Annotated in this window: 12 protein-coding genes and 1 pseudogene; 7 read left to right on the top strand and 6 right to left on the bottom strand. The window is 68.8% G+C overall.

The annotated features are described in order from the left end of the window. Nucleotides 1–59 precede the first annotated feature (59 nt). Nucleotides 60–1,247: a porin gene (locus AB4851_RS11415; RefSeq protein WP_414447287.1), complete on the top strand. Its 1,188-nt coding sequence runs from the start codon at nucleotides 60–62 to the stop codon at nucleotides 1,245–1,247. Between the two features lie 81 nt (nucleotides 1,248–1,328). Here AB4851_RS11415 and AB4851_RS11410 read toward each other — a convergent pair whose 3' ends face one another. From AB4851_RS11410 to AB4851_RS11395, 4 genes are all read right to left on the bottom strand, one after another. After that, nucleotides 1,329–2,666, bottom strand: a complete 1,338-nt coding sequence (locus AB4851_RS11410) for an MFS transporter (protein WP_414439544.1) — start codon at nucleotides 2,664–2,666, stop codon at nucleotides 1,329–1,331. Between the two features lie 103 nt (nucleotides 2,667–2,769). Then, nucleotides 2,770–3,708: a hydroxymethylglutaryl-CoA lyase gene (locus AB4851_RS11405; protein ID WP_414447286.1), complete on the bottom strand. Its 939-nt coding sequence runs from the start codon at nucleotides 3,706–3,708 to the stop codon at nucleotides 2,770–2,772. After that, nucleotides 3,705–4,898, bottom strand: coding sequence for a CaiB/BaiF CoA transferase family protein (locus AB4851_RS11400; protein ID WP_414439546.1), 1,194 nt, complete (start codon nucleotides 4,896–4,898; stop codon nucleotides 3,705–3,707). The genes AB4851_RS11405 and AB4851_RS11400 overlap by 4 nt, the downstream gene beginning before the upstream one ends. Before the next feature lie 114 nt (nucleotides 4,899–5,012). Continuing rightward, nucleotides 5,013–5,951 (bottom strand): LysR family transcriptional regulator, encoded by a 939-nt coding sequence (locus AB4851_RS11395; protein WP_414447285.1) that lies wholly within the window; start codon nucleotides 5,949–5,951, stop codon nucleotides 5,013–5,015. A 360-nt stretch (nucleotides 5,952–6,311) separates the two neighbouring features. Between AB4851_RS11395 and AB4851_RS11390 the strand changes: the two genes are divergently transcribed. Beyond that, nucleotides 6,312–7,025: an MgtC/SapB family protein gene (locus AB4851_RS11390; RefSeq protein WP_414447284.1), complete on the top strand. Its 714-nt coding sequence runs from the start codon at nucleotides 6,312–6,314 to the stop codon at nucleotides 7,023–7,025. A gap of 79 nt (nucleotides 7,026–7,104) precedes the next feature. Here AB4851_RS11390 and AB4851_RS11385 read toward each other — a convergent pair whose 3' ends face one another. Further along, entirely contained in the window at nucleotides 7,105–7,824 is a 720-nt protein-coding gene (locus tag AB4851_RS11385) for an autoinducer binding domain-containing protein (RefSeq protein WP_414449171.1), read from the bottom strand. Between the two features lie 75 nt (nucleotides 7,825–7,899). Here AB4851_RS11385 and AB4851_RS11380 point away from each other — a divergent pair, with 75 nt between their 5' ends. Together AB4851_RS11380 and AB4851_RS11375 are read left to right on the top strand one after the other, a co-directional pair. Continuing rightward, nucleotides 7,900–8,346, top strand: a complete 447-nt coding sequence (locus AB4851_RS11380) for a DUF4902 domain-containing protein (RefSeq protein WP_414447283.1) — start codon at nucleotides 7,900–7,902, stop codon at nucleotides 8,344–8,346. Nucleotides 8,347–8,568: 222 nt separating this feature from the next. After that, nucleotides 8,569–9,179, top strand: a pseudogene (locus AB4851_RS11375) (acyl-homoserine-lactone synthase). Between the two features lie 78 nt (nucleotides 9,180–9,257). Here AB4851_RS11375 and argC read toward each other — a convergent pair. Continuing rightward, complete coding sequence (gene argC, locus AB4851_RS11370; protein ID WP_414447282.1) at nucleotides 9,258–10,187, bottom strand: N-acetyl-gamma-glutamyl-phosphate reductase; 930 nt, start codon at nucleotides 10,185–10,187, stop codon at nucleotides 9,258–9,260. A gap of 174 nt (nucleotides 10,188–10,361) precedes the next feature. Here argC and AB4851_RS11365 point away from each other — a divergent pair, with 174 nt between their 5' ends. From AB4851_RS11365 to pbpC, 3 genes are all read left to right on the top strand, one after another. Beyond that, entirely contained in the window at nucleotides 10,362–11,246 is an 885-nt protein-coding gene (locus AB4851_RS11365; RefSeq protein ID WP_414447281.1) for a LysR family transcriptional regulator, read from the top strand. A 298-nt stretch (nucleotides 11,247–11,544) separates the two neighbouring features. After that, on the top strand, nucleotides 11,545–17,556 hold the full coding sequence (locus AB4851_RS11360) for an MG2 domain-containing protein (RefSeq protein WP_414447280.1): 6,012 nt from the start codon (nucleotides 11,545–11,547) through the stop codon (nucleotides 17,554–17,556). 49 nt (nucleotides 17,557–17,605) lie between these two features. Beyond that, on the top strand, nucleotides 17,606–20,029 hold the full coding sequence (gene pbpC / locus AB4851_RS11355) for a penicillin-binding protein 1C (protein WP_414447279.1): 2,424 nt from the start codon (nucleotides 17,606–17,608) through the stop codon (nucleotides 20,027–20,029). The last annotated feature ends 234 nt before the right edge of the window (nucleotides 20,030–20,263 follow it).

Genomic DNA, 20,263 nt, shown 5'->3' with positions numbered 1-20,263 from the left:
CGGGCGCTTCATCACAACAGCGGATAGCCATCTTCCGCGATCCTTTTCAGGAGACACCCATGTCCACCCGCCTCGCGCTCGGCCGCTCGCTGTTCGCTACCGCCGCCGCGCTGGCCGCCGGCCCCGTGCTCGCGCAGAGCAGCGTCACGTTGTACGGCGTCGCCGACAACGCGCTCACCTACGTCAACAACCAGAACGGCCATTCGAACGTGTACCTGCGCGACGGCAACCTGTACGCGTCGAAGTTCGGGCTGCGCGGCAACGAGGATCTCGGCGGCGGCACCCATGCGATCTTCGATCTGCAGGCGGGCTTCAACCTGAACACCGGCGCGCAGGCCTCGGCCGGCACGCTGTTCAACCGGCAGGCATTCGTCGGACTCCAGAACGATCGCTACGGCACGCTGACGGCGGGCCGCCAGTACACGCCGTACTACCTGTTCGTGGGGGCCTACGATTCGAGCAACTGGCTGACCGGCGCAACCGGCGCGCACCCGGGCGACATCGACGGCCTCGATACGACGATCCGCATCAACAACGCGGTGACCTACACGTCGCCGACCCTCGGCGGCTTCAGCGCGAGCGCGATGGTGGGCGTGAGCGGCATTCCCGGCAGCGCCGGCAAGGGCAACACGCTCAGCGCGGCGCTGCGCTATGCGAACGGGCCGCTCGGCATGGCGGTGGGCTACCTGCGCATGAACAGCTCCGGGCAGCCGGCCGGCTTTTCGAACCCGAGCATCGCGCCGAGCGCGAGCTTCGCCACCTCGGTGCTGAACCAGGGCTATCTGACGGCGCGCGCGGTGCAGCACATCGCGGCGTCGGGCAACTACAAGTTCGGCAACCTGCTGCTCGGCCTGAACTACTCGAACGTCGAGTACCTGCCCGGCGCGCAGTCGGCGTTCTCCGATACGGCGATCTTCAATACCTACGGCGCGATCGCGATTTACCGCTTCACGCCGGTGTTCTCGGTGGGCGGCGGCTATTCGTACACGACGGCGGCCAAGGCCAACGGCATCTCGAACGCCGCGCGCTATCACCAGGTGTCGCTCAAGGAGTCGTACAACCTGTCGCCGCGCACCATCCTCTACGCCGTGCAGGCCTACCAGCACGCCGGCGGCAACACGCTCGGCGCGAAGGGCGCGGGCGATATCGTCGCGGCCGCGCCGGCCGTGGGCGATTCGCAGCAGTTCACCGCCTCGTCGACGAAATCGCAGTTCGTCGGCATGGTCGGCATCGCCGTGATGTTCTGAACGGGCCACCCGGCCCAAGCGCCGAAACGACGAAGGGCGAGCCCGCGCCCGCCCTTCGTCGCTTGCGTCGCCGCGGAAGCCTCAACCCGCGATGCGCCCGTCGCGCTCGCGCAGCGAGGCCGGCAGCGCGAACCACACCAGCCCCGCGCAAATCAGACTGAGCAAGCCGATCACGTAGAGCGCCGGCGTGGTCGAGCCGGTCAGGTCGCGCACGCGGCCCACCATCACCGGGCTGACGATCCCGCCCAACTGCCCGAGCGTATTGATCAGCGCGATGCCGCCCGCCGCGCCCGCGCCCGTCACGAGCTTCGGCGGCAGCGCCCAGAACGCCGGAATCGACGCCACCACGCCCGCGCCCATCACCGCCAGCGCGATCACCAGCAAGGTGGTCTGCCGGTCGAAGAAGCCGGCCGCGAAGAAGCCGAGCGCGGCCATCATCAGCAGTGCGAACACATACTTGCGGCGCTCGCCGCTCGCATCGGACAGCCGCCCCACCACCACCATCGCGATCGCGCCGGTGATGTACGGCACCGAGGTCAGCAGCCCGATCAGCGTCGGGTTGTGCGTGCCGGCCGTGCGGATCAGGTGCGGCGCCCAGAAATTCAGGCCGTACGACGCGATCTGGATCAGGAAGTAGACCAAACCGAGCATCAGGAAACCCGGCGTCTTCAGCGCGCCGGCCAGCGAGTGGCCGCCCTGCGGGTGCCGACTCTGCTGCGCGATCTGCCCCGACAGCCAGGCCTTCTCGTCGCCCGACAGCCAGTGCGCGTCGTCGATGCGGTCCTTCAGTTGCGTGAGCACCAGCAGCCCCAGCCCGATGCACGGCACCCCGCCGAGCAGGAACAGCCAGTGCCAGCCCGGCATGCCGAGCGCGCCGTTCAGGTGGCCGAGCACGAGGCCCGCGGCCGGTGCGCCCACCAGCCCCGAGAACGCCGAGGCGAGGAACAGCATCGACGTGATGCGGCCGCGATGGCTCGGCGGAAACCACAGCGTCAGGTAATAGAGCACGCCCGGCGCGAAGCCGGCCTCCATCGCGCCGATCACGAAGCGCAGCCCGTAGAACTGCCATTCGGTGTGGACGAACACCATCGCGGTGGTGGCGATGCCCCACGAAATCATGATCCGCGCGATCCAGCGCCGCGCGCCGACCCGATAGAGGAACAGGTTGCTCGGCACCTCGAACAGCACGTAGCCGATCACGAACAGGCTCGCGCCGAGCCCGTAGGCGGTATCGGACAAGCCGAGGTCGCCCTGCAACTGGAACTTGGCGAAGCTGATGTTGATCCGGTCGAAGAACGCGAACAGATAGCAGATCATGATCAGCGGCATGATCCGCCACGCGACCTTGCGGATCACCTGGATGCCGGATTCGCCGCTGGCGGCGCGGCCCTCCGTTGCGATTGCGCTGCTGGTTGTCATGCTTGTCTCCAGGCCGGGCTGGCGTGTGCCGCCCGGTCGATTTGGTGAATGAGGACTGCGATGTTTTCGTTGCGTAGCGGTGAAGCCGTGATGCGATGCGTGCTCAGGCAATCCCGGCCACGTAATCGGGCGCGGGATGCAGGTCGGCGTTGCGGCCGGCCTTCGCGACCTGCCCCGGCACCGCGTGGCCGACCAGCGCCGGCAGCGTGCGCGACAGCGCGATCAGCGCCGGCAGGTGGATGCCGGTGGGCACGCCGATCTCGTCGCACAGGTTGACGAGATCCTCGGTGCAGATGTTGCCGGACGCGCCCGGCGCGAACGGGCAGCCGCCGAGGCCGCCGAGCGCGGCGTCGAAGCGGCGCGCGCCGGCTTCATAGGCGGCCAGCACGTTGGCCAGGCCCAGCCCGCGCGTGTTGTGGAAATGCAGCGTCAGCGCCGAGGCCGGCACGCGTTCGAGCACGCGCGCGACGATCCGCGCGACCTGGCGCGGGTTCGCCATGCCGGTGGTGTCGGCCAGCGTGATGCCCGCGATGCCCAGCTCGCGATAGGTGTCGACGATATGCAGCACGCGATCCTCGTCGATGCGGCCTTCGAACGGGCAGCCGAACGCGGTGGCCACCGTCGCATTGAGCGAGACGGCCGCGCCGCGCACCTGCGCGACGATGTCGCCGAAACCGGCCAGCGAGGCCTCGCAGCTCATGCGCATGTTGGCGCGGTTGTGGGTCTGGCTGGCCGACATCACGAGGTTCAATTCGTCGGCCTGGGCGGCCAGCGCGCGTTCGGCGCCCTTCGCGTTCGGCACCAGCGCCACGTAGGTCACGCCCGGCGCGCGGCGCATGCCGCGAAACACGGCGTCGCCGTCGCGCAGCGCGGGAATCGCCTTCGGCGAGACGAACGAGCCGGCCTCGATGCGCGTGAAGCCGAGCGACGACAAGCCGTCGATCAACGCGATCTTGTCGGCCGTCTCGACCCATTGCGGTTCGATCTGCAAGCCGTCGCGCGGCGCGACTTCCTGGACGATCAGCATCTCGGTCGTGCTCATTGCACCGCTCCCTGTGCACGCAACCGTGCGATCTCGTCCTCGTCGTAACCGAGCCCCGCCAGCACGCTCGAGGTGTGCGCGCCGAGCGCCGGGCCGGGCCAGTTCATGCCGCCCGGCGTGTCCGACAGCTTCGGCACGATGCCCGGCATGGCGACCGACGCGCCGCCCGGCAGCGTGGCCGGCAGCAGCATGTCGCGCGCCTGATAATGAGGATCGCTGACGATATCGGCCACCGAATAGATGCGGCCCGACGGCACCTCGGCGCGCTCCAGCGCGGCCAGCACGTCGTCGATCGAATGATGGGACGTCCAGGTGGCGATCGCGGCGTCGAGCATCACCGTCTGCTTGACGCGGCCGTCGTTGTGCGCGAGCGCGGGATCGTCGGCCAGATCGGGGCGGCCGATCGTGTGCATCAGGCGGCGGAAGATCGGATCGCTGTTGCCGGCGATCACCACGAACGCGCCGTCTTCCGTGCGGTAGGTGTTCGACGGCGCGATGCCCGGCAGCGCGCCGCCGCTGCGCTCGCGCACATGGCCGAGCAGGTCGTACTCGGGCACCAGGCTTTCCATCAGGTTGAATACGCTCTCGACCAGCGACACGTCCACCACCTGCCCTTCGCCCTGCCCGGTCTTCACGCGCAGCAGCGACATCAGCGCACCGATCACGCCGTGCAGTGAGGCCAGCGAATCGCCGAGGCTCACGCCGACACGCGCCGGCGCGCCGTCGATCTCGCCGGTGGTGTAGCGAATCCCGCCCATCGCCTCGCCGATCGCGCCGAAGCCGGGGCGGTCGCGGTACGGGCCGGTCTGGCCGTAACCCGAGATGCGCACCATGGTCAGCTTCGGGTTCAGCGCATGCAGCGTGTCCCAACCGAGGCCGAGCTTTTCGAGCGCGCCGGGGCGCAGGTTCTCGATCAGCACGTCGGCTTCGGCCACCAGTTGCTTGACGATCTCGACGCCCTCGGGCGATTTCAGGTTGACGCAGACCGATTGCTTGTTGCGCGACTGCAGATACCACCAGAGCGAGGTGCCCTCGTGCAGCTTGCGCCATTTGCGCAGCGGGTCGCCGGTCTCGGGCGCTTCGATCTTGATGACCTCGGCACCGAATTCCGCCATCAGGCGGGCGGCGAACGGGGCGGCGATCAGCGTGCCGATTTCGATCACGCGAATCCCTTGGAGGGGGCCACTCATGTTGCTGTCTCCGGTTCGAATCTTGATGGAGCACAGCGTAGGGTTGCCGGGCGGCGAACGTCCAACCGCATTTCGCCAAGCAGCGTTCGCGAACCGCGAACGCTGCCCGATGCGTCAGTCGTGGCGCGGCGCCTCGGTTTCGCGGGCCTCGATGGTGCGCAGGTGCTCGAACAGCAGCCGGCTGACGGGCGACAGCGCCGCCACCTCGCGCACCACCAGCACCAGCCGCCGACACGACCAGTCGTCGTCCAGGCCGATCGCGGCGAGCCCGAGCGGCCGCCCCATCAGTTCGTACACCTTGCGAGGCAGCACGCCCACCCCCATCCCGGCCTGCACCATCCGGCACACGGCGTCGAAGCCCGGCACGTGGATTCGCAGCCGCAGCGGGCGGCCGGCCTGGCGCGCCGCGAGATGGGTGCGCATGTTGATCGAACTGGAGACGTGCAGGCCCACGTGGTCGCTGTCGAGCGTGGCCGCGAACGGCAGGCTGTCGTGCGCGGCGAGCGGATCGTCGGGGCGCGCCACGATCACCAGCGTGTCGTGGCGGTAGTGCTCGACGTGCAGCGCGCGCGTGTCGGCATCCTCCGAGCAGATGCCGATGTCGACCAGGCTGTCGTCCACCGCCTCCACCACGCCGCCGCTCGGCCGCTCCTCCAGGTCGAGCTTGACGCGTTCGTGCTCGGCCTGGAACGCGCGCAGATCCTCCGGCAGGAATTCGACGATGCCCGACAGGTTCGACGACATCCGCACGTAGCCGCGCACGCCGCTCGCATAGCCGGCCAGCTCGGCGCCGATGTTCTCGATGTCGCGCATCACGCGCCGCGCATGGTGCAGCAGCGTCTCGCCGGCCGGCGTCAGCGTCATGCCGCGCGCGTTGCGCTGGAACAGTGCGGCGCCCACCACCTGCTCCAGTTCGAGCAGGCGCTTGCTGGCGGCCGAGACGGCGATCGCCTCGCGCTCGGCCGCGCGCGTGAGCGTGCCTTCCTCGTGCACGGCGAGGAACAGTTGCAGCGTGGTGAGGTCGAGGCGTCGCAGCAGGGTTTTGAGCAGCATGGCCGGATCGGGCGGTGGCGGGTGCCTCATTGTGCCCAATGTGCGGCGCGTCGCGCGAGTCGTGCCTGCCCGCACATGCCCGCAGATCGGCCTGCCCGGCGCGCCGCCTCGCCTGCTAGAATCGCGCCGATCCGTTCTCCAAAGGAATCTCCGTGGACAGTTGCCGCGAACCCGCCGCGCAACGCCGCGCCACCTGAACGCCCCCAGCCTGCCTGGCTGACGCCGCGTCCGGTCGCGCGGCGAGCGTCATCCTTGTTTCATATTCGGCCGCCTGCCGCGCGGTATCGTTACGGGTTGCGCCACGCGCGGCCGATTCGATGCCGGCCCGCTCGCGGCGCCCCCAGCCAGGCCTTGCACACCATGACCGTCGAATTCATCCTCCGCCTGCTCACCGCGTTCGCCTGCGGCGTCGCGATCGGCATCGAACGCCAGATGCGCCAGCGCACCGCCGGCCTGCGCACCATCACGCTCGTCACGTGCGGCGCGTGTCTGTTCGTCACGCTCGGCGTGATGACCGGCAACGGCGTGGCCGGCGTCACGCAGATCGCCGCCTACGTCGTGTCGGGCGTGGGCTTCCTCGGCGGCGGCGTGATCATGCGCGAGAAAGGCGCGATCCAGGGCATCAATACCGCCGCCACGCTGTGGTGCTCGGCCGCGGTCGGCGTGCTTGCGGGCAGCGGCCTGTACGTGCCGGCGCTGGCCGGCACCGTGGTCGTGCTGGCCGTCAACACGGTGCTGCGCTCGGTCAGCCACGCGATCAACGCCACGCCGGTGTCGAACGCCGACCTGATCCGCGAATACCAGATCACCGTGATCTGCCTGGCCGCCGACGAGATCCACGTGCGCACCCAGCTGTCGAATTCGATGTACGCGAAGCCGCTGTCGTTCCAGAGTCTGACGAGCGAGGACGTGCTCGACGAAGGCGCGCCCGATCGGATCAAGGTGACGGCCACGCTGAAGCTGCATCCGAAGGATCAGCCGAAGCTCGAACAGATCGCGAGCCGCATGAGCATGGAGAAGAGCATTTCCAGCGTCAGCTGGACGGCCAAGGAAGCCGAACCGCTGATGGAATGAACGACGCGCCGGCCGGAGCGGGTCCGGGCGGCGCGTCGTGGGATCTGCGCTGGCAATGCGGCGCGCTGGCCGCTCTGGCTCAGGGCGTTTCGATCAAGCCCAGGCCGATTGCCTTGACCACCGCCTGCACCTTGTTGGCGGCGCCGAGCTTGGCCAGGATGTTGTTGATGTGAAACGTGACGGTGCGCTCGGAAATGTTGAGCTGATCGCCGATCTCGCTCGCGGTGCGGCCCTCGCTGGTCCACGCCAGCACTTCGCGCTCCCGCCGCGTCAGCGTCACGGACGACGACGGCGACAGCTTCGGCACCAGGAACTTGCCCATCAGCGAATGCGAAAGGTTGGCGAGCCAGTTGGCCTGCAGCGTCAGGCTGTTGATCTCGGCCGGCGTGAGGCGGTCGGAGCGGCGCGCGATGGTCAGCAGTCCGAACACCCCACGCGCGGCCCAGGCCGATTGCGCCGCGCCCACCGACATGCCGAAATCGCGCGCGTCACGCCACAACGCCGGCGCTTCCCCGGTATCCACGTCGGGCCAGATGATCAAATTGGGGCTTTGCGCGCCGTCGCGCACGGTCGGATCGATCTCGATGTAGTTGCGCGCCTGATAGTGGGCCATCCAGCCCGCCGGATAGGTATCGAAGATCTCGACGACCGGCTGCGCGCCGGCCTGCGGCACGCGAATCCCGTAGCAGCAGTATTCGAAGCCGATCCGGCGCGAATACGCAGAGATCTGCTGAAACAGCTGCTGCTCGTTTTCGGCCGCATTGAACTGGTGGTAGGCATCCTGCCAGCGTAGTTCCATCATCTCTCCCACAGCTTCCACGCTGTCATTCTTGCTAGGTTACATCGGCGTCTCAGGCTTGATACATTGCCGCGCATGACACCCCCGCTGCTTCATCCGTACTGCGCACCTTCGGCGGATGGCTACGTCCGCCTGCCCTTGCATGCCTTCGCGACGCTCGCGTTCGAACACGTCGCATCGGGGCTCGACCCCGAACTGTCCGGCGAACTGCGCGCCGAAGGCCTGCCGGCCGACCACGCCGGCTTCACCGAATGGCGCCGCGCCGCGTCGCCAGGCTTTGCGCACCTGACGATCGGCTGGGACTGGTATCGCGATCCCGCCACCGGCCGCTGCCTGATTGCCTGGGACGACGTGCGCAGCAACCTGATGGGCGTCGACCGCTTCGGCACCGACATCGGCATGCACGCCACCGCCGCCGCCCTCGTGGCTTGCCTGAGCACATTCGACTGGGCCGCGACCGTCAACGGCGCACTCGCCGCCGGGTCTGCGCCCCCCACTTCGGGCATCCACCTTTCAATCTGACGACATATGCATCCGGTGGGATCTTATCGCCTGATCTGTTGCAAAACACGCAACGTTTGCATTTTCGGTTCAAGTCGGCCCGCAACGCAATCTCGTTATTGAAACACATCCGGCGCGCAAACCTTTGCGTGCCGATTCGGCCTGTCAGGAATAGCAGTTACCGGTCCTCGGAGCGCGCGCTGTAATGCGCCAATTCCAATCGGAATACACCACGAGGACACCATGCAGACATACGTACACGAGGCAGGCCGACTTTCCCCCAACTCGCGGCCGAATTGGGGTCGTACCGTTATCGCGTCTTTGTCGAACAGCTCGGCTGGCAACTGCCGACCGAAGACGCGCAATTCGAACGCGATCAATACGATCGCGACGATACGGTCTATGTGTTCGCGCGCGACGCACGCGAGGAAATTTGCGGATGTGCGCGCTTGCTGCCGACCACCCGGCCCTATCTGCTGCAGGAAATTTTCCCGCACCTGTTGGCCGAGGACATGCCGGCGCCGCGCTCATCGGACATCTGGGAGCTGTCGCGTTTCGCGGCCAGCGCCGAGGACGGCGCCGAGGGCAACAGCCTGGCCTGGTCGGTGCGGCCGATGCTGGCGGCGGCCGTGGAATGCGCGGCGCGGCGCGGCGCGCGGCAATTGATTGGCGTGACGTTCTGCAGCATCGAGCGGCTGTTCCGGCGCATCGGCGTGCATGCCCACCGGGCCGGGGCGCCCGAATCGATCGATGGCCGCATGGTGGTGGCCTGCTGGATCGACATCGATGCGCAGACGCTCGCCGCGCTCGATCTCGATCCGGCGCTCTGCGCGACGCAGCCCGAAGCGGCCTGACGCCGCGGTGCATGGCGTAGACGAAGGCGCGAGCGGGGGGCCGCTCGCGCCTTCGTGCTTTCAGCGCCTTCCCGGCCTTCAGCCGAGCGCGGCCAGCATCAGGTCGAGGTTCTGCACGGCCGCGCCCGATGCGCCCTTGCCGAGGTTGTCGAACACGGCCGTCAGCAGCACGTGGCCGTGTTCGTCGTTCGAGAACACGCCGAACTCGATGTCGTTGGTGCCGTTCAGCGCCTGCGGATCGAGCTGGGCGACGTCTCGGCTCGCCGTGGCCGGGAGCACGCGTACGTGGCGCGCACCCGCGTAGTGACGGGCGAGGCCGGCATGCAGGCGTGCGCCGTCCACGCCCGCCGGCAACAGCCGTGTTTCGAGCGGGATCGTCAGCACGATGCCCTGCCGGTACCCGCCGTACGACGGCACGAACAGCGGCCGGTGCGCGAGGCCCGCATGGCGCACGATTTCCGGCGGATGCTTGTGCGCGAGGCCGAGCCCGTACACGCGCAGCGCCGGTGCGCCGCCCTCGCCGCTTTCATGCGCATCCACCGCCGCGCGGCCGCCCCCCGAATAGCCCGACACCGCGTGAATCGACACGGGGTAATCGGCCGGCACGAGGCCCTGCGCGATCAGCGGGCGCAGCAGCCCGACCGCGCCGGTCGGGTAGCAGCCGGGGTTGGTCACGCGCCGCGCCGCGGCGATCCGTTCGGGCTGCCCGTCGGCCATCTCCGGGAAGCCGTAAACCCACGCCGGATCGGTGCGATGCGCCGAGCTGGCGTCGATCACGCGCACCGACGGGTTGCGCACGAAGCTCGCCGATTCGCGCGCGGCCGCGTCGGGCAGGCACAGGATCGCGATGTCGCATTCGTTGATGGCCGCCGCGCGCCGCGCCGGGTCCTTGCGGTCGGCGGCCGGCAGCGTGGCCAGCCGCAGATCGGTGCGCCCGCGCAGCCGTTCGTGGATCTGCAGGCCGGTGGTGCCCTGGTCGCCGTCGATGAAAACGATGGGTCCGCTCATGTCGTGATGCTCCTGGTTACGCGTAGGACCGCGAACGAATCGCGGGTCGAATCGTGGTTCAAAAACGCCGTCGCCGATCGACGACATGACCGATCATCGCGCTCGCGCTACACTTGGAAAAGTTGAATTTCGCGACGACGAGATTCATATTTTCTGAACGTGAGTATTTCCGTCATGCGCGAAATCAGTCTTGATCGCCTCCGCACGCTAATCGCCATCGCCGACCTCGGATCGTTCGCGGCCGCCGCACAATCGCTGCACCTCGCGCCGCCCACCGTCAGCCTCCATATTTCCGAGCTGGAAGCGCGGGTCGGCGCACCGTTGCTGTCGCGCACGCGCGGCAACGTGCGGCCGTCGGCGATCGGCGAATTGCTGATCGAGCGCGCGCGGCGCCTGCTGGCCGACGTCGAGGCCACGCTCGACGACGTCGAACGGCAGGTGCAGGGGCTGGCCGGCCGCGTGCGGCTCGGCGCCTCCACCGGCGCATTCGCGCATCTGCTGCCGCAGGTGCTGGCTCGGCTGCGGCGCGACCATCCCGACATCGACGTGCAGATCGCCGTGCTGACCTCGCACGACACGCTCGCGCAGTTGTCCCAGGGCTCGCTCGATGTCGGGCTGGTGGCGCTGCCGCAGGCCGCCGTCGCCGGCCTGACGATCTCGCCGTGGCGGCGCGACCCGGTGCTCGCGTTCGTGCCGGCCGACTGGCAGGCACCGGCGCGCGTCACGCCGGCCTGGCTGGCCAAGCGCCCGCTGATCCTCAACGACGCGAACACGCGGCTGTCGCGGCAGACCGTCGATTGGTTCGCCGCCGACGGGCATCGCCCCGCCCCGCGCATCGAGCTGAACTTCAACGACGCGATCAAGAGCCTGGTGGCGGCCGGCTACGGCGCCACGCTGCTGCCGCACGAAGCCGGCGCGCCGGCGCCCGACGCGCGCATCGCGATGCGGCCGCTGCGCCCGGCGCTGTCGCGCGAGCTCGGCATCGCGCATCGCAGCGGGCCGGTCGAAAGCGCCACGCAGCATGTGCTTGATGCGCTGTGGGCGCTGCAAGCGGATTGAAGGTTGCTGGGGTCGGGGTGGGCGGCGCGGTCGGCGGTTGGCGGTTGGCGGTTGGCGGTCGGCGGTCGGCGGTCGGCGGTCGGCGGTCGGCGGTCGGCGGTCGGCGGTTGGCCCGATCAACCCGAATCCGATTTATCCCGCCGCATCCGCCGCGAATCTTGTCTTTCCCCCACCCGGACGGTAAGGTGAGCGGCCGGCGCGGACCGGCCGTCGAACGCGCCGCCTACGAACTCGAATAAACGCTCTCAGGGAAGCGCGCGGCAGCGCCGCGTGGCCCGACCGACCGGGATATAACAAGATGGATGTATTGCGCCTTTTGCTGGTGTGGCCGCTGCATGCGATCCGCTGGACCTTCCGCCTGCTCGGGCGGTTGCTGCGGCCGGTGTTCGGCAACCTGTCGTGGACCGCACCGGCCTGGGCCGGCGTCACCGGGCGCGCAGTGCGCCGCCGCCCCTGGCATGCGCTCGGCATCGCGGCCGGCGTGCTTGCGCTGGCCGGCGGCGGCTACTGGTATCAGCACCGCCCCAAGACCCTCGCGCCCGACGAGGTCACGTTCAAGGTCACCGCGCCCGCCGTCACGAGCTACGACACCGACGAATCGGGCAAGCCGCTGACCACCGTGCATCCGCTCGACGTCGCGTTCTCGCGCTCGGCCGCGCCGATCGAGCAGGTCGGCAAAAGCGTGCCGGACGGCATCGAGATGTCCCCCGCGCTGAAGGGCGAATGGCACTGGAACGACGATCACACGCTGCGCTTCACGCCGGCCGCCGATTGGCCGGTGGGCGCGCACGTCGCGGTGCGCTTCGCCGTGCGCCGCGTGTTCGCGCCGCAAGTGAAGATGGCCGACGACCATTTCGCGTTCGACATCGCCGCCTTCAAGGCCAGCATCGGCAGCACCGAGTTCTATCAGGACCCGAAGAACCCGGCCGCGAAGAAAACCATCATGCAGGTCGGCTTCAACTACCCGGTCGATCCGGCCGCGTTCGAGAAGCGCATCGCGCTGTCGCTGGTCGCGCGCGACGGCAAGACGGTGTCGCCGCTGCGCTATACGGTCAACTACGACGCGCGCCGCATCAACGCGTGGGTCCATTCCCAGCCGCTCGATATCCCTCGCGATCCGCTCACGGCGCGCGTCGACATCGACAAGGGCGTGCGCAGCGCGCGCGGCGGCGACGGCACCCAGGACGTGCTGCACGCCCAGGTGGACGTGCCGGGCCTGTACAGCCTGAAGATCGGCGACGTCACCCCTACCCTGGTCGACAACGATCGCTACGAACCCGAACAAGTGCTCGTCTCGCAACTGAGCGACGGCGTGCGCGCCGACGATCTGGCCTCGCGCGCCCACGCTTGGGTGCTGCCCAAGCGCAAGCCCGGCGTGCAGCAGGACGCCGACGACGGCCCCTACGACTGGCAGCCGTCCGAGATCGACGACGCGCTGCTCAAGCGCGCCACGCCGCTGCCGCTGGCCACGGTGCCGACCGAGGACGACACCGCGCCGATGCAGAGCTTCAAGTTCCATGCAACGCCGGGCCAGAAGCTCTACGTGCGCTTCGACGCGGGCCTCAAATCGGCCGGCGGCTACCTGCTAGGCGAGCCGGTGCAGCGTGTGCTGACCGTGCCCGACTATCCGAAGCTGCTGCGCTTCATGGCCGACGGCTCGCTGCTGTCGCTGTCGGGCAGCAAGCGGCTGTCGATCGTCGCGCGCAACCTGCCCGGCATGAAGCTCGAAATCGGCCGCGTGCTGCCCGATCAGTTGCAGCATCTGGTCAGCTTCAATCAGGGCAGTTATTCGCAGCCCGAACTGTCGTACAGCTTCAGCGAGGATCACATCGTCGAGCGCTTCATCGACAAGCGCGCGTTCCCGGCCGGCGACCCCGGCAAGGCGCACTACGAAGGCCTCGATCTCGGCCAGTACCTGAAGGACGGCAAGCGCGGCGTGTTCCTGCTGCACCTCGCCGGCTACGATCCGGCCAAGGACAAGAAGGCGAACAAGGACGACGGCAGCGGCGCGACCGACAGCGACGGCGGTCAGGACAACGACGATTCGGCCGACAACAACAATGGCGACGGCAGCGGCGACGACGCCATGCCGAGCGACACGCGCCTGATCGTGGTGACCGACCTCGGCATGCTCGTCAAGCAGGCGCTCGACGGCAGCCAGGACGTGTTCGTGCAATCGATCCGCACCGGCAAACCGGTTGCAGGCGCAACGGTCTCGCTGCTTGCCGTCAACGGCCAGCCGCTCGCGACGCAAACCACCGACGCCGACGGCCAGGTGCATATCCCCACGCTCAAGGGCCTCGAACGCGAGAAGCGCCCCGAGCTGTACGTCGTCAGGAAGGACAACGACCTCTCGTTCCTGCCGTTCGCGGGCCGCGACCGCCAGCTCGATTTCTCGCGCTTCGACGTGGGCGGCGAGCGCAACGCCGCGAACCAGGGGCAACTGTCGGCCTATCTGTTCTCCGACCGCGGACTGTACCGGCCGGGCGACCTGTTCCATATCGGCCTCATCGTGCGCGCCGCGAGCTGGGCGCGCAGCCCGGCCGGCGTGCCCCTGCAGGCCGAGATCGTCGATCCGCGCGGCATCACGGTGGCGCGCCCGCCCGTTTCGATCGACGCCGGCGGCTTCACCTCGCTCGACTACACGCCGGCCGAGACGGCGCCCACCGGCGCGTGGACGATCAACCTCTACATCGTCAAGGACGGCAAGCCCGGCGACGAGCCGATCGGCAGCACCACCGTGCAGGTCAAGGAGTTCGAGCCGGACCGCATGAAGGTGGACGCGCGGCTGTCCGCGCAAACCGCCGACGGCTGGGTCAAGCCGGATGCGCTGAAGGGCGTCGTCGATGCGCGCAACCTGTTCGGCACGCCGGCCGCAAGCCGCCGCGTCGCCGCCACGCTGACGCTGCGGCCCGTGTGGCCCGCGTTCCGCGCCTGGAAGGATTACCACTTCTTCGACGCGCGGCGCGCCAAGGAGGGCTACACCACCACGCTGGAAGACGGCAAGACCGACGACAACGGCCACGCCGAATTCGATCTCGACCTCAAGAAATACGCCGACGCCACCTATCAGCTCTACTTCCAGGCCAAGGCCTACGAGGCAGAGGGCGGCCGCAGCGTCGCCGCCAACGCGCAGGCGCTGGTCTCGAACAACGACTGGCTGGTCGGCTATCGCGCGGTGGACGATCTCGGCTACGTGAAGCGCGGCAGCCCGCGCTCGGTCAAGCTGATCGCGATCGATCCGCATGCGCAGGCGATCGCGCTGAAGGACCTGCGCGCGCAACTGGTCGAGCTGCGCTACGTGTCGGTGCTGACACGCCAGGATTCCGGCGCCTACAAGTACGATTCGCGCCTCAAGGAAGTGCCCGTGCAGGAAGCCCCGCTGACGATTCCGGCCGCCGGCCTCGACCTCGCGCTGCGCACCGATCAGCCCGGCAGCTATGCGCTGCGCATCAAGCGCGCCGACGGCACCGAGGTCAATCGCATCGACTACTCGGTGGCCGGCGACGCCAACGTGTCGCGCTCGCTCGATCGCAACGCCGAGTTGCAGATCAACCTCGGCAAGCCGGATTACCAGCCCGGCGAGACGATCGACGTGGCGATCCGCGCGCCCTACGCGGGCAGCGGCCTGATCACGATCGAACGCGACAAGGTCTACGCGCACGCGTGGTTCCATGCCGACACCACCAGCTCGGTGCAGCACATCACGGTGCCGGCCGGCTTCGAAGGCAACGGCTACATCAACGTGCAGTTCGTCCGCGATCCGTCGTCGGACGAAATCTTCATGAGCCCGCTCAGTTATGGCGTGGTGCCGTTCTCGGTGAACCTCGACGCGCGCCGCAACAAGCTGGCCGTCGACGCGCCCACGCTCGTCAAGCCGGGCGACACGGCCACCTTCACGGTGCATACGCCGGTGCCGTCGAAGGTGGTGGTGTTCGCCGTCGATGAAGGCATCCTGCAGGTCGCGCGCTACAAGCTCGGCGATCCGCTCAAGATGTTCTTCCGCAAACGGATGCTCGAAGTGGGCACCTCGCAGATCCTCGACCTGATCCTGCCGGATTTCGACAAGCTGATGGCGATGGCCGCGCCGGGCGGGGACGCCGACGAGGCGATCGGCCGCCAGCTCAACCCGTTCCGTCGCAAGCACGACAAGCCGGTGGTGTTCTGGTCCGGCATCGTCGACGTGAACGGCGACGCGAAATTCAGCTACCGCGTGCCCGACTACTTCAACGGGCGGCTGCGCGTGATGGCCGTCTCGGTCGCGCCGGACAAGATCGGCACGGCGGAGAGCGCCACCACCGTGCGCGGCGATTTCGTGCTGAGCCCGAACGTGCCGACCACACTCGCACCCGGCGACGAAGCCGAGATCAGCGTGGGCGTGGCGAACAACCTCGATGGCGGCGGCAATAAACCGGTGCCGGTCGACGTTGCGCTGAAGCCCGGCGCGCAGTTCCAGGTGGTCGGCGCGGCCACCCAGGCGCTGCCGCTCGCACCGATGCACGAGGGCGTGGCGCGCTTCCGGATTCGCGCCACCAGCACGCTCGGCAGCGGCCCGCTGGCGTTCACCGCGAGCTACGGCGGCAAGAGCGCGCGGCAAAGCGTGGAGGTGTCGGTGCGCCCCGCCGCGCCGTTCCGCTCGCAGGTGGAATTCTCGCGCGTCGCCCCGGGCAAGCGCGCCAGCGTGCCGAACCTGCGCGCCATGTACGACGCCTATGCATCGCGCGACGCGGCCGTTTCCACCGCGCCGCTGGTGCTCGGCGAAGGGCTGGCCGCGTACCTGAGCAACTACGACAACTACTGCAGCGAGCAGCTCGTGAGCGCCACGGTGCCGCGCCTGTTCGCCGCGAAATGGCTGTCGGTGCAGGCGCTGACCAATGTGCAGCACGCGCCGTCGGCCGGCGCGGATGCCGCCAACGCCGACGCGCTGAAGACGTTTTTCCAGACCTTGCGCACGCGCCAGAACGCGCAGGGCGGCTTCGGCGTCTGGACCGCCACGCCCGACGCCGATCCGTTCGTGTCGGCCTACGCGATGCATGTGCTGATCGATGCGCGCGAGCGCGGCGCCGCCGTGCCGGGCGACATGTTCGACGCCGGCAACGCCTATCTGCAGCAGTTGTCGACCAACGACGCGCTCGGCTCGCTCGACCAGTTGCGGCAGCGCGCGTACGCCGTCTATCTGCTGACGCGCGAGGGCAACGTCACCACCAACGCGCTCGCGGCGGTGCAGAAACGTCTTCAGGATGCCTATCCGAACGACTGGAAGCAGGATCTCGCCGCGGCCTGGCTGGCCGCGTCGTACCAGTTGCTGAAGCAGGACAAGGCCGCCGCCGCGCTGATCGCCGGGCCGCAGGCACTGCTCGAACGCAAACCGTCGCAGAACGAAGCGTTCCCGAGCGGCTACTACATCGACCCGCTGACGCGCGATGCGTCGGTGCTGTATCTGCTGTCGAAGCACTTCCCCGAGCGGGCCCGCGCACTGTCGCCGCGCGTGCTCGACAACCTGGTGCTGCCGTTGCAGCAGGACCGCTTCAACACGCTGTCGTCGGCCATGACGATCCTCGCGCTCGACGCCTACGCCGGCGCCAATGCGGGCGGCATCGACAAGCTGGCGATCGAGGAGCAACGCGCCGGCGTCGCGCCGAAGGACATCTCCACCGTGCGCGCGAACCTGTTGCGCACGGCGTCCTGGAACGCGGCGGCCACGCGTGTGGACATCGTCAACGGCGGCACGCAGCCGGCGTGGTGGATCGCGAGCCAGTCCGGCTACGATCGCGCCGCGTCGACCCAGGCGATCAAGGACGGCCTCGAAATCGTGCGCGAGTACACCGACAAGGACGGCAAGCCGCTCGGCAAGATCGCGCTCGGCGACGAGATCGACGTGCACCTGAAGATCCGCGCGACCGGCTCGGCCAGCGTCGGCAACATCGCGATCGTCGATCTGCTGCCGGGCGGCTTCGACCCGGTGCTGACGCCGCCCCCGGCGCCCGCCGCCGATACGCAGGACGGCAGCGGCGACAGCAACGGCAATGGCGACGGCGATGGCAGCGCGCCCGCTGCCGACGCCGCCTGGCGCTCGCCGATCGGCGTCGCGGGTTCGACCTGGCAGCCGCAGTACGCCGATATCCGCGACGATCGCGTGGTGATCTACGGCAGCGCGAACACCGACGTGCAGGAGTTCGTCTACCGCATCAAGGCCACCAACGCCGGCAGCTTCGGCGTGCCGCCGGCCTACGGCGAATCGATGTACGACCGCCGCATCCAGGCGCAATCGCCGGGCGGTGCAACGCTGACGGTGCAGCGCGCGCCGTGATGCGGCGTGCGATGCAACGCGTGGCGCGTGCCGCGCGCGAGGTGCTGGCATGAGCGGCCGCCCTGCCTGGCGCGAGCGCGGCCGCGCGGCGCTCGGGGCGGTTGCCCGCGGCCTGCGCCGCCGGCACAACGCCGTGGCCGTGGTGCTGCTCGTGGCCGTCGTGCTGGTTGGCTTTCGTCTGTGGCCGCACCCGCTGCTGCGCGACTGGAAGCCTACCTCCACGGCCGTCGTCGATGCGAACGGCAAGCTGCTGCGCCTGACGCTCGCCAAGGACGATCGCTATCGGCTCTGGGTGCCGCTCGACCGGATGTCGCCGCAACTCGTCGCGGCCGTGCTGATGCACGAGGATCGCTGGTTCCGCTGGCACCCCGGCTTCAATCCGTACGGACTCCTGCGCGGCGCGTGGATCACCTACGTGCGCGGCGGCAACCCGCAGGGCGGCTCGACGCTGACCATGCAACTGGCGCGCTCGATGTGGCAACTGAACACGCGCTCGCCGCTCGGCAAGCTCGTGCAGGTCGGTCGCGCGCTGCAACTCGAACTGAGCTATTCGAAGCGGCAGATCCTGGAGGCCTACCTCAATCTCGCGCCGTACGGCCGCAACGTCGAGGGCGTGGGCACCGCGAGCCTCGCCTATTTCGACAAACCGGCCGCCGCGCTGACGTTGCCCGAAGCGCTCGCGCTCGCCGTGATTCCTCAGGACCCCGCACGACGCGTGCGCGGCGGCGCCGATCAGACCGAGATCAACCGCGCGCTCGCCGCCTCGCGCAACCGGCTCTTCACCGCCTGGTTGCACACGCATCCCTCCGATGCCGGCCTGAAGCCGCTGTTCGCGTTGCCGTTCGCGCTGCGGCCGCTCGATGCGATGCCATTCCTCGCGCCGCATGCGGTCAATCAGGCGCTGGCCGCGCGCGATGCCGCGCTGCCGGCCGATACCGCTGAAGCCGCCGCAAGCGGCGAGCACCTCGTCACCACGCTCGATCTCGGCCTGCAACAACTGCTCGAACGGCAGATCCACCGTTACGTCGCGCGCAATGCCGTGCAAGGCGTGCGCAACGCGTCCGCCCTGCTGGTCGACACGCGCGACATGAGCATCAAGGCGATGGTCGGCTCGGCCGACTTCTTCGACCGGTCGATCCACGGCCAGGTCAACGGCACCCAGGCCAAGCGCTCGCCCGGCTCCACGCTGAAGCCGTTCATCTACGGGCTCGGCTTCGACCAGGGCGTGCTGCATCCGCAAACCGTGCTGCGCGACGTGCCGACCTCGTTCGGCCCCTACGCACCCGAGAATTTCGACGGCCATTTCCTCGGCCCGATCACCGCCACCGACGCGCTGAACCGCAGCCGCAACGTGCCGGCCGTGTGGGTGGCATCGCAATTGAAGAAGCCCGACCTCTACGCATTCCTGCAGAGCGCCGACGTGCGGCTCGCGCGCAGCCCGCAGCATTACGGCCTCGCGCTCGTGCTCGGCGGCGGCGAAGTGACCATGCAGGAACTGGCCGCGCTGTACGCCACGCTCGCCAACGGCGGCGTGTACCGCCCGCTGCGGCTGCGTGCCGACGAGCCGCGCGCGGCGGGCCGCCGGCTGTTCAGCGCCGACGCCAGCTACATGGTGATGGACATGCTGCGCCAGCACCTGCGGCCCGACGAAACCAGCGGCGCGCAGCCGTCGGCGCTGCCCGTCTACTGGAAGACCGGCACCTCGTGGTCGTTCCGCGATGCGTGGACGGCCGGCATCGTCGGGCCTTACGTGCTGATCGTGTGGGTCGGCAATTTCGACAATTCGAGCAACACCGCATTTATCGGCGTGGACGCGGCCGCCCCGCTGTTCTTCCAGACCATCGATGCATTGCGCGCCGAACGGCCGATCACCGAGCCGCCGCGGCCGGTGCCGGCCGGGCTCAAGCGCGTGCGCATCTGCCTGGCGAGCGGCGATCTGCCGAACGAATGGTGTCCGCAGCAGGGCTGGACCTGGTTCATCCCGGGCGTGTCGCCGATTCGCGTCAGCACCGTGCACCGGCCCGTCGTGATCGACGACGCCACCGGCCAGGCCGCCTGCCCGCCCTACGACGACAAGCGCACGCACGTGGAAATCTACGAGTACTGGCCGTCCGATCTGCAACAGGTGTTCGCCCAGGCCGGCGTTCCGCGCCGCCGGCCGCCGCAGAATCCGGCCTGCCGCGATGCCGGCCAGATGTCGGGCGGGCCGCCGCGCATCACGTCGCCGCTGCGCGGCAGCACCTATGCGATGCGGATGAGCACGCCCGACGGCACGCGCATCGCCTTCAACGCCACCGCCGACGCGAGCGCGCATGCGCTGTACTGGTTCGTCGACGACGCCTACGTCGGCCGCAGCCGGCCCGGCGAGCCGCTGTTCTGGCAGCCGGCCACGGTGGGCAGCTACACGGTGCGGGTGGTGGACGACCACGGACGCGGCGATCAGCGGGCGCTCGGGGTGGGAATGGTGCGCTGACGGGCTGGGCCGATGCGTTCGGCGGCGCCGTTTGCGCAATGCAGCAGACATGAAAAACGGGCCTCGACGAGGCCCGTTTTCGGGGGGATGCGAGGTTCGGCGAGGCGCTTATTCGTTCTCGTCGAAGTAGTGAGGAGTCGCAGCAAATGGAGGGCCGAGCGTAAATAGTGGGGCGATAGGTCGAGGCCGTTGAGCGATGACATCATGAATGCAAAAGGGCCCCACTTGGAGGGC

It is taken from the genome of Burkholderia sp. 22PA0099 (genome assembly GCF_047497165.1).
Lineage (GTDB): Bacteria > Pseudomonadota > Gammaproteobacteria > Burkholderiales > Burkholderiaceae > Burkholderia.
The sequence above is the reverse complement of the archived record's forward strand: the minus strand, read 5'-3'. Positions and strand labels throughout refer to the sequence as shown.

Coding starts and splice junctions, on each gene's coding strand:
- argC (WP_414447282.1), bottom strand. CDS start 10,187: ATGAGCGGACCCATCGTTTTCATCGACGGCGACCAGGGCACCACCGGC.
- AB4851_RS11385 (WP_414449171.1), bottom strand. CDS start 7,824: ATGGAACTACGCTGGCAGGATGCCTACCACCAGTTCAATGCGGCCGAA.
- AB4851_RS11410 (WP_414439544.1), bottom strand. CDS start 2,666: ATGACAACCAGCAGCGCAATCGCAACGGAGGGCCGCGCCGCCAGCGGC.
- AB4851_RS11390 (WP_414447284.1), top strand. CDS start 6,312: ATGACCGTCGAATTCATCCTCCGCCTGCTCACCGCGTTCGCCTGCGGC.
- AB4851_RS11415 (WP_414447287.1), top strand. CDS start 60: ATGTCCACCCGCCTCGCGCTCGGCCGCTCGCTGTTCGCTACCGCCGCC.
- AB4851_RS11405 (WP_414447286.1), bottom strand. CDS start 3,708: ATGAGCACGACCGAGATGCTGATCGTCCAGGAAGTCGCGCCGCGCGAC.
- AB4851_RS11395 (WP_414447285.1), bottom strand. CDS start 5,951: ATGCTGCTCAAAACCCTGCTGCGACGCCTCGACCTCACCACGCTGCAA.
- pbpC (WP_414447279.1), top strand. CDS start 17,606: ATGAGCGGCCGCCCTGCCTGGCGCGAGCGCGGCCGCGCGGCGCTCGGG.
- AB4851_RS11380 (WP_414447283.1), top strand. CDS start 7,900: ATGACACCCCCGCTGCTTCATCCGTACTGCGCACCTTCGGCGGATGGC.
- AB4851_RS11365 (WP_414447281.1), top strand. CDS start 10,362: ATGCGCGAAATCAGTCTTGATCGCCTCCGCACGCTAATCGCCATCGCC.
- AB4851_RS11400 (WP_414439546.1), bottom strand. CDS start 4,898: ATGAGTGGCCCCCTCCAAGGGATTCGCGTGATCGAAATCGGCACGCTG.
- AB4851_RS11360 (WP_414447280.1), top strand. CDS start 11,545: ATGGATGTATTGCGCCTTTTGCTGGTGTGGCCGCTGCATGCGATCCGC.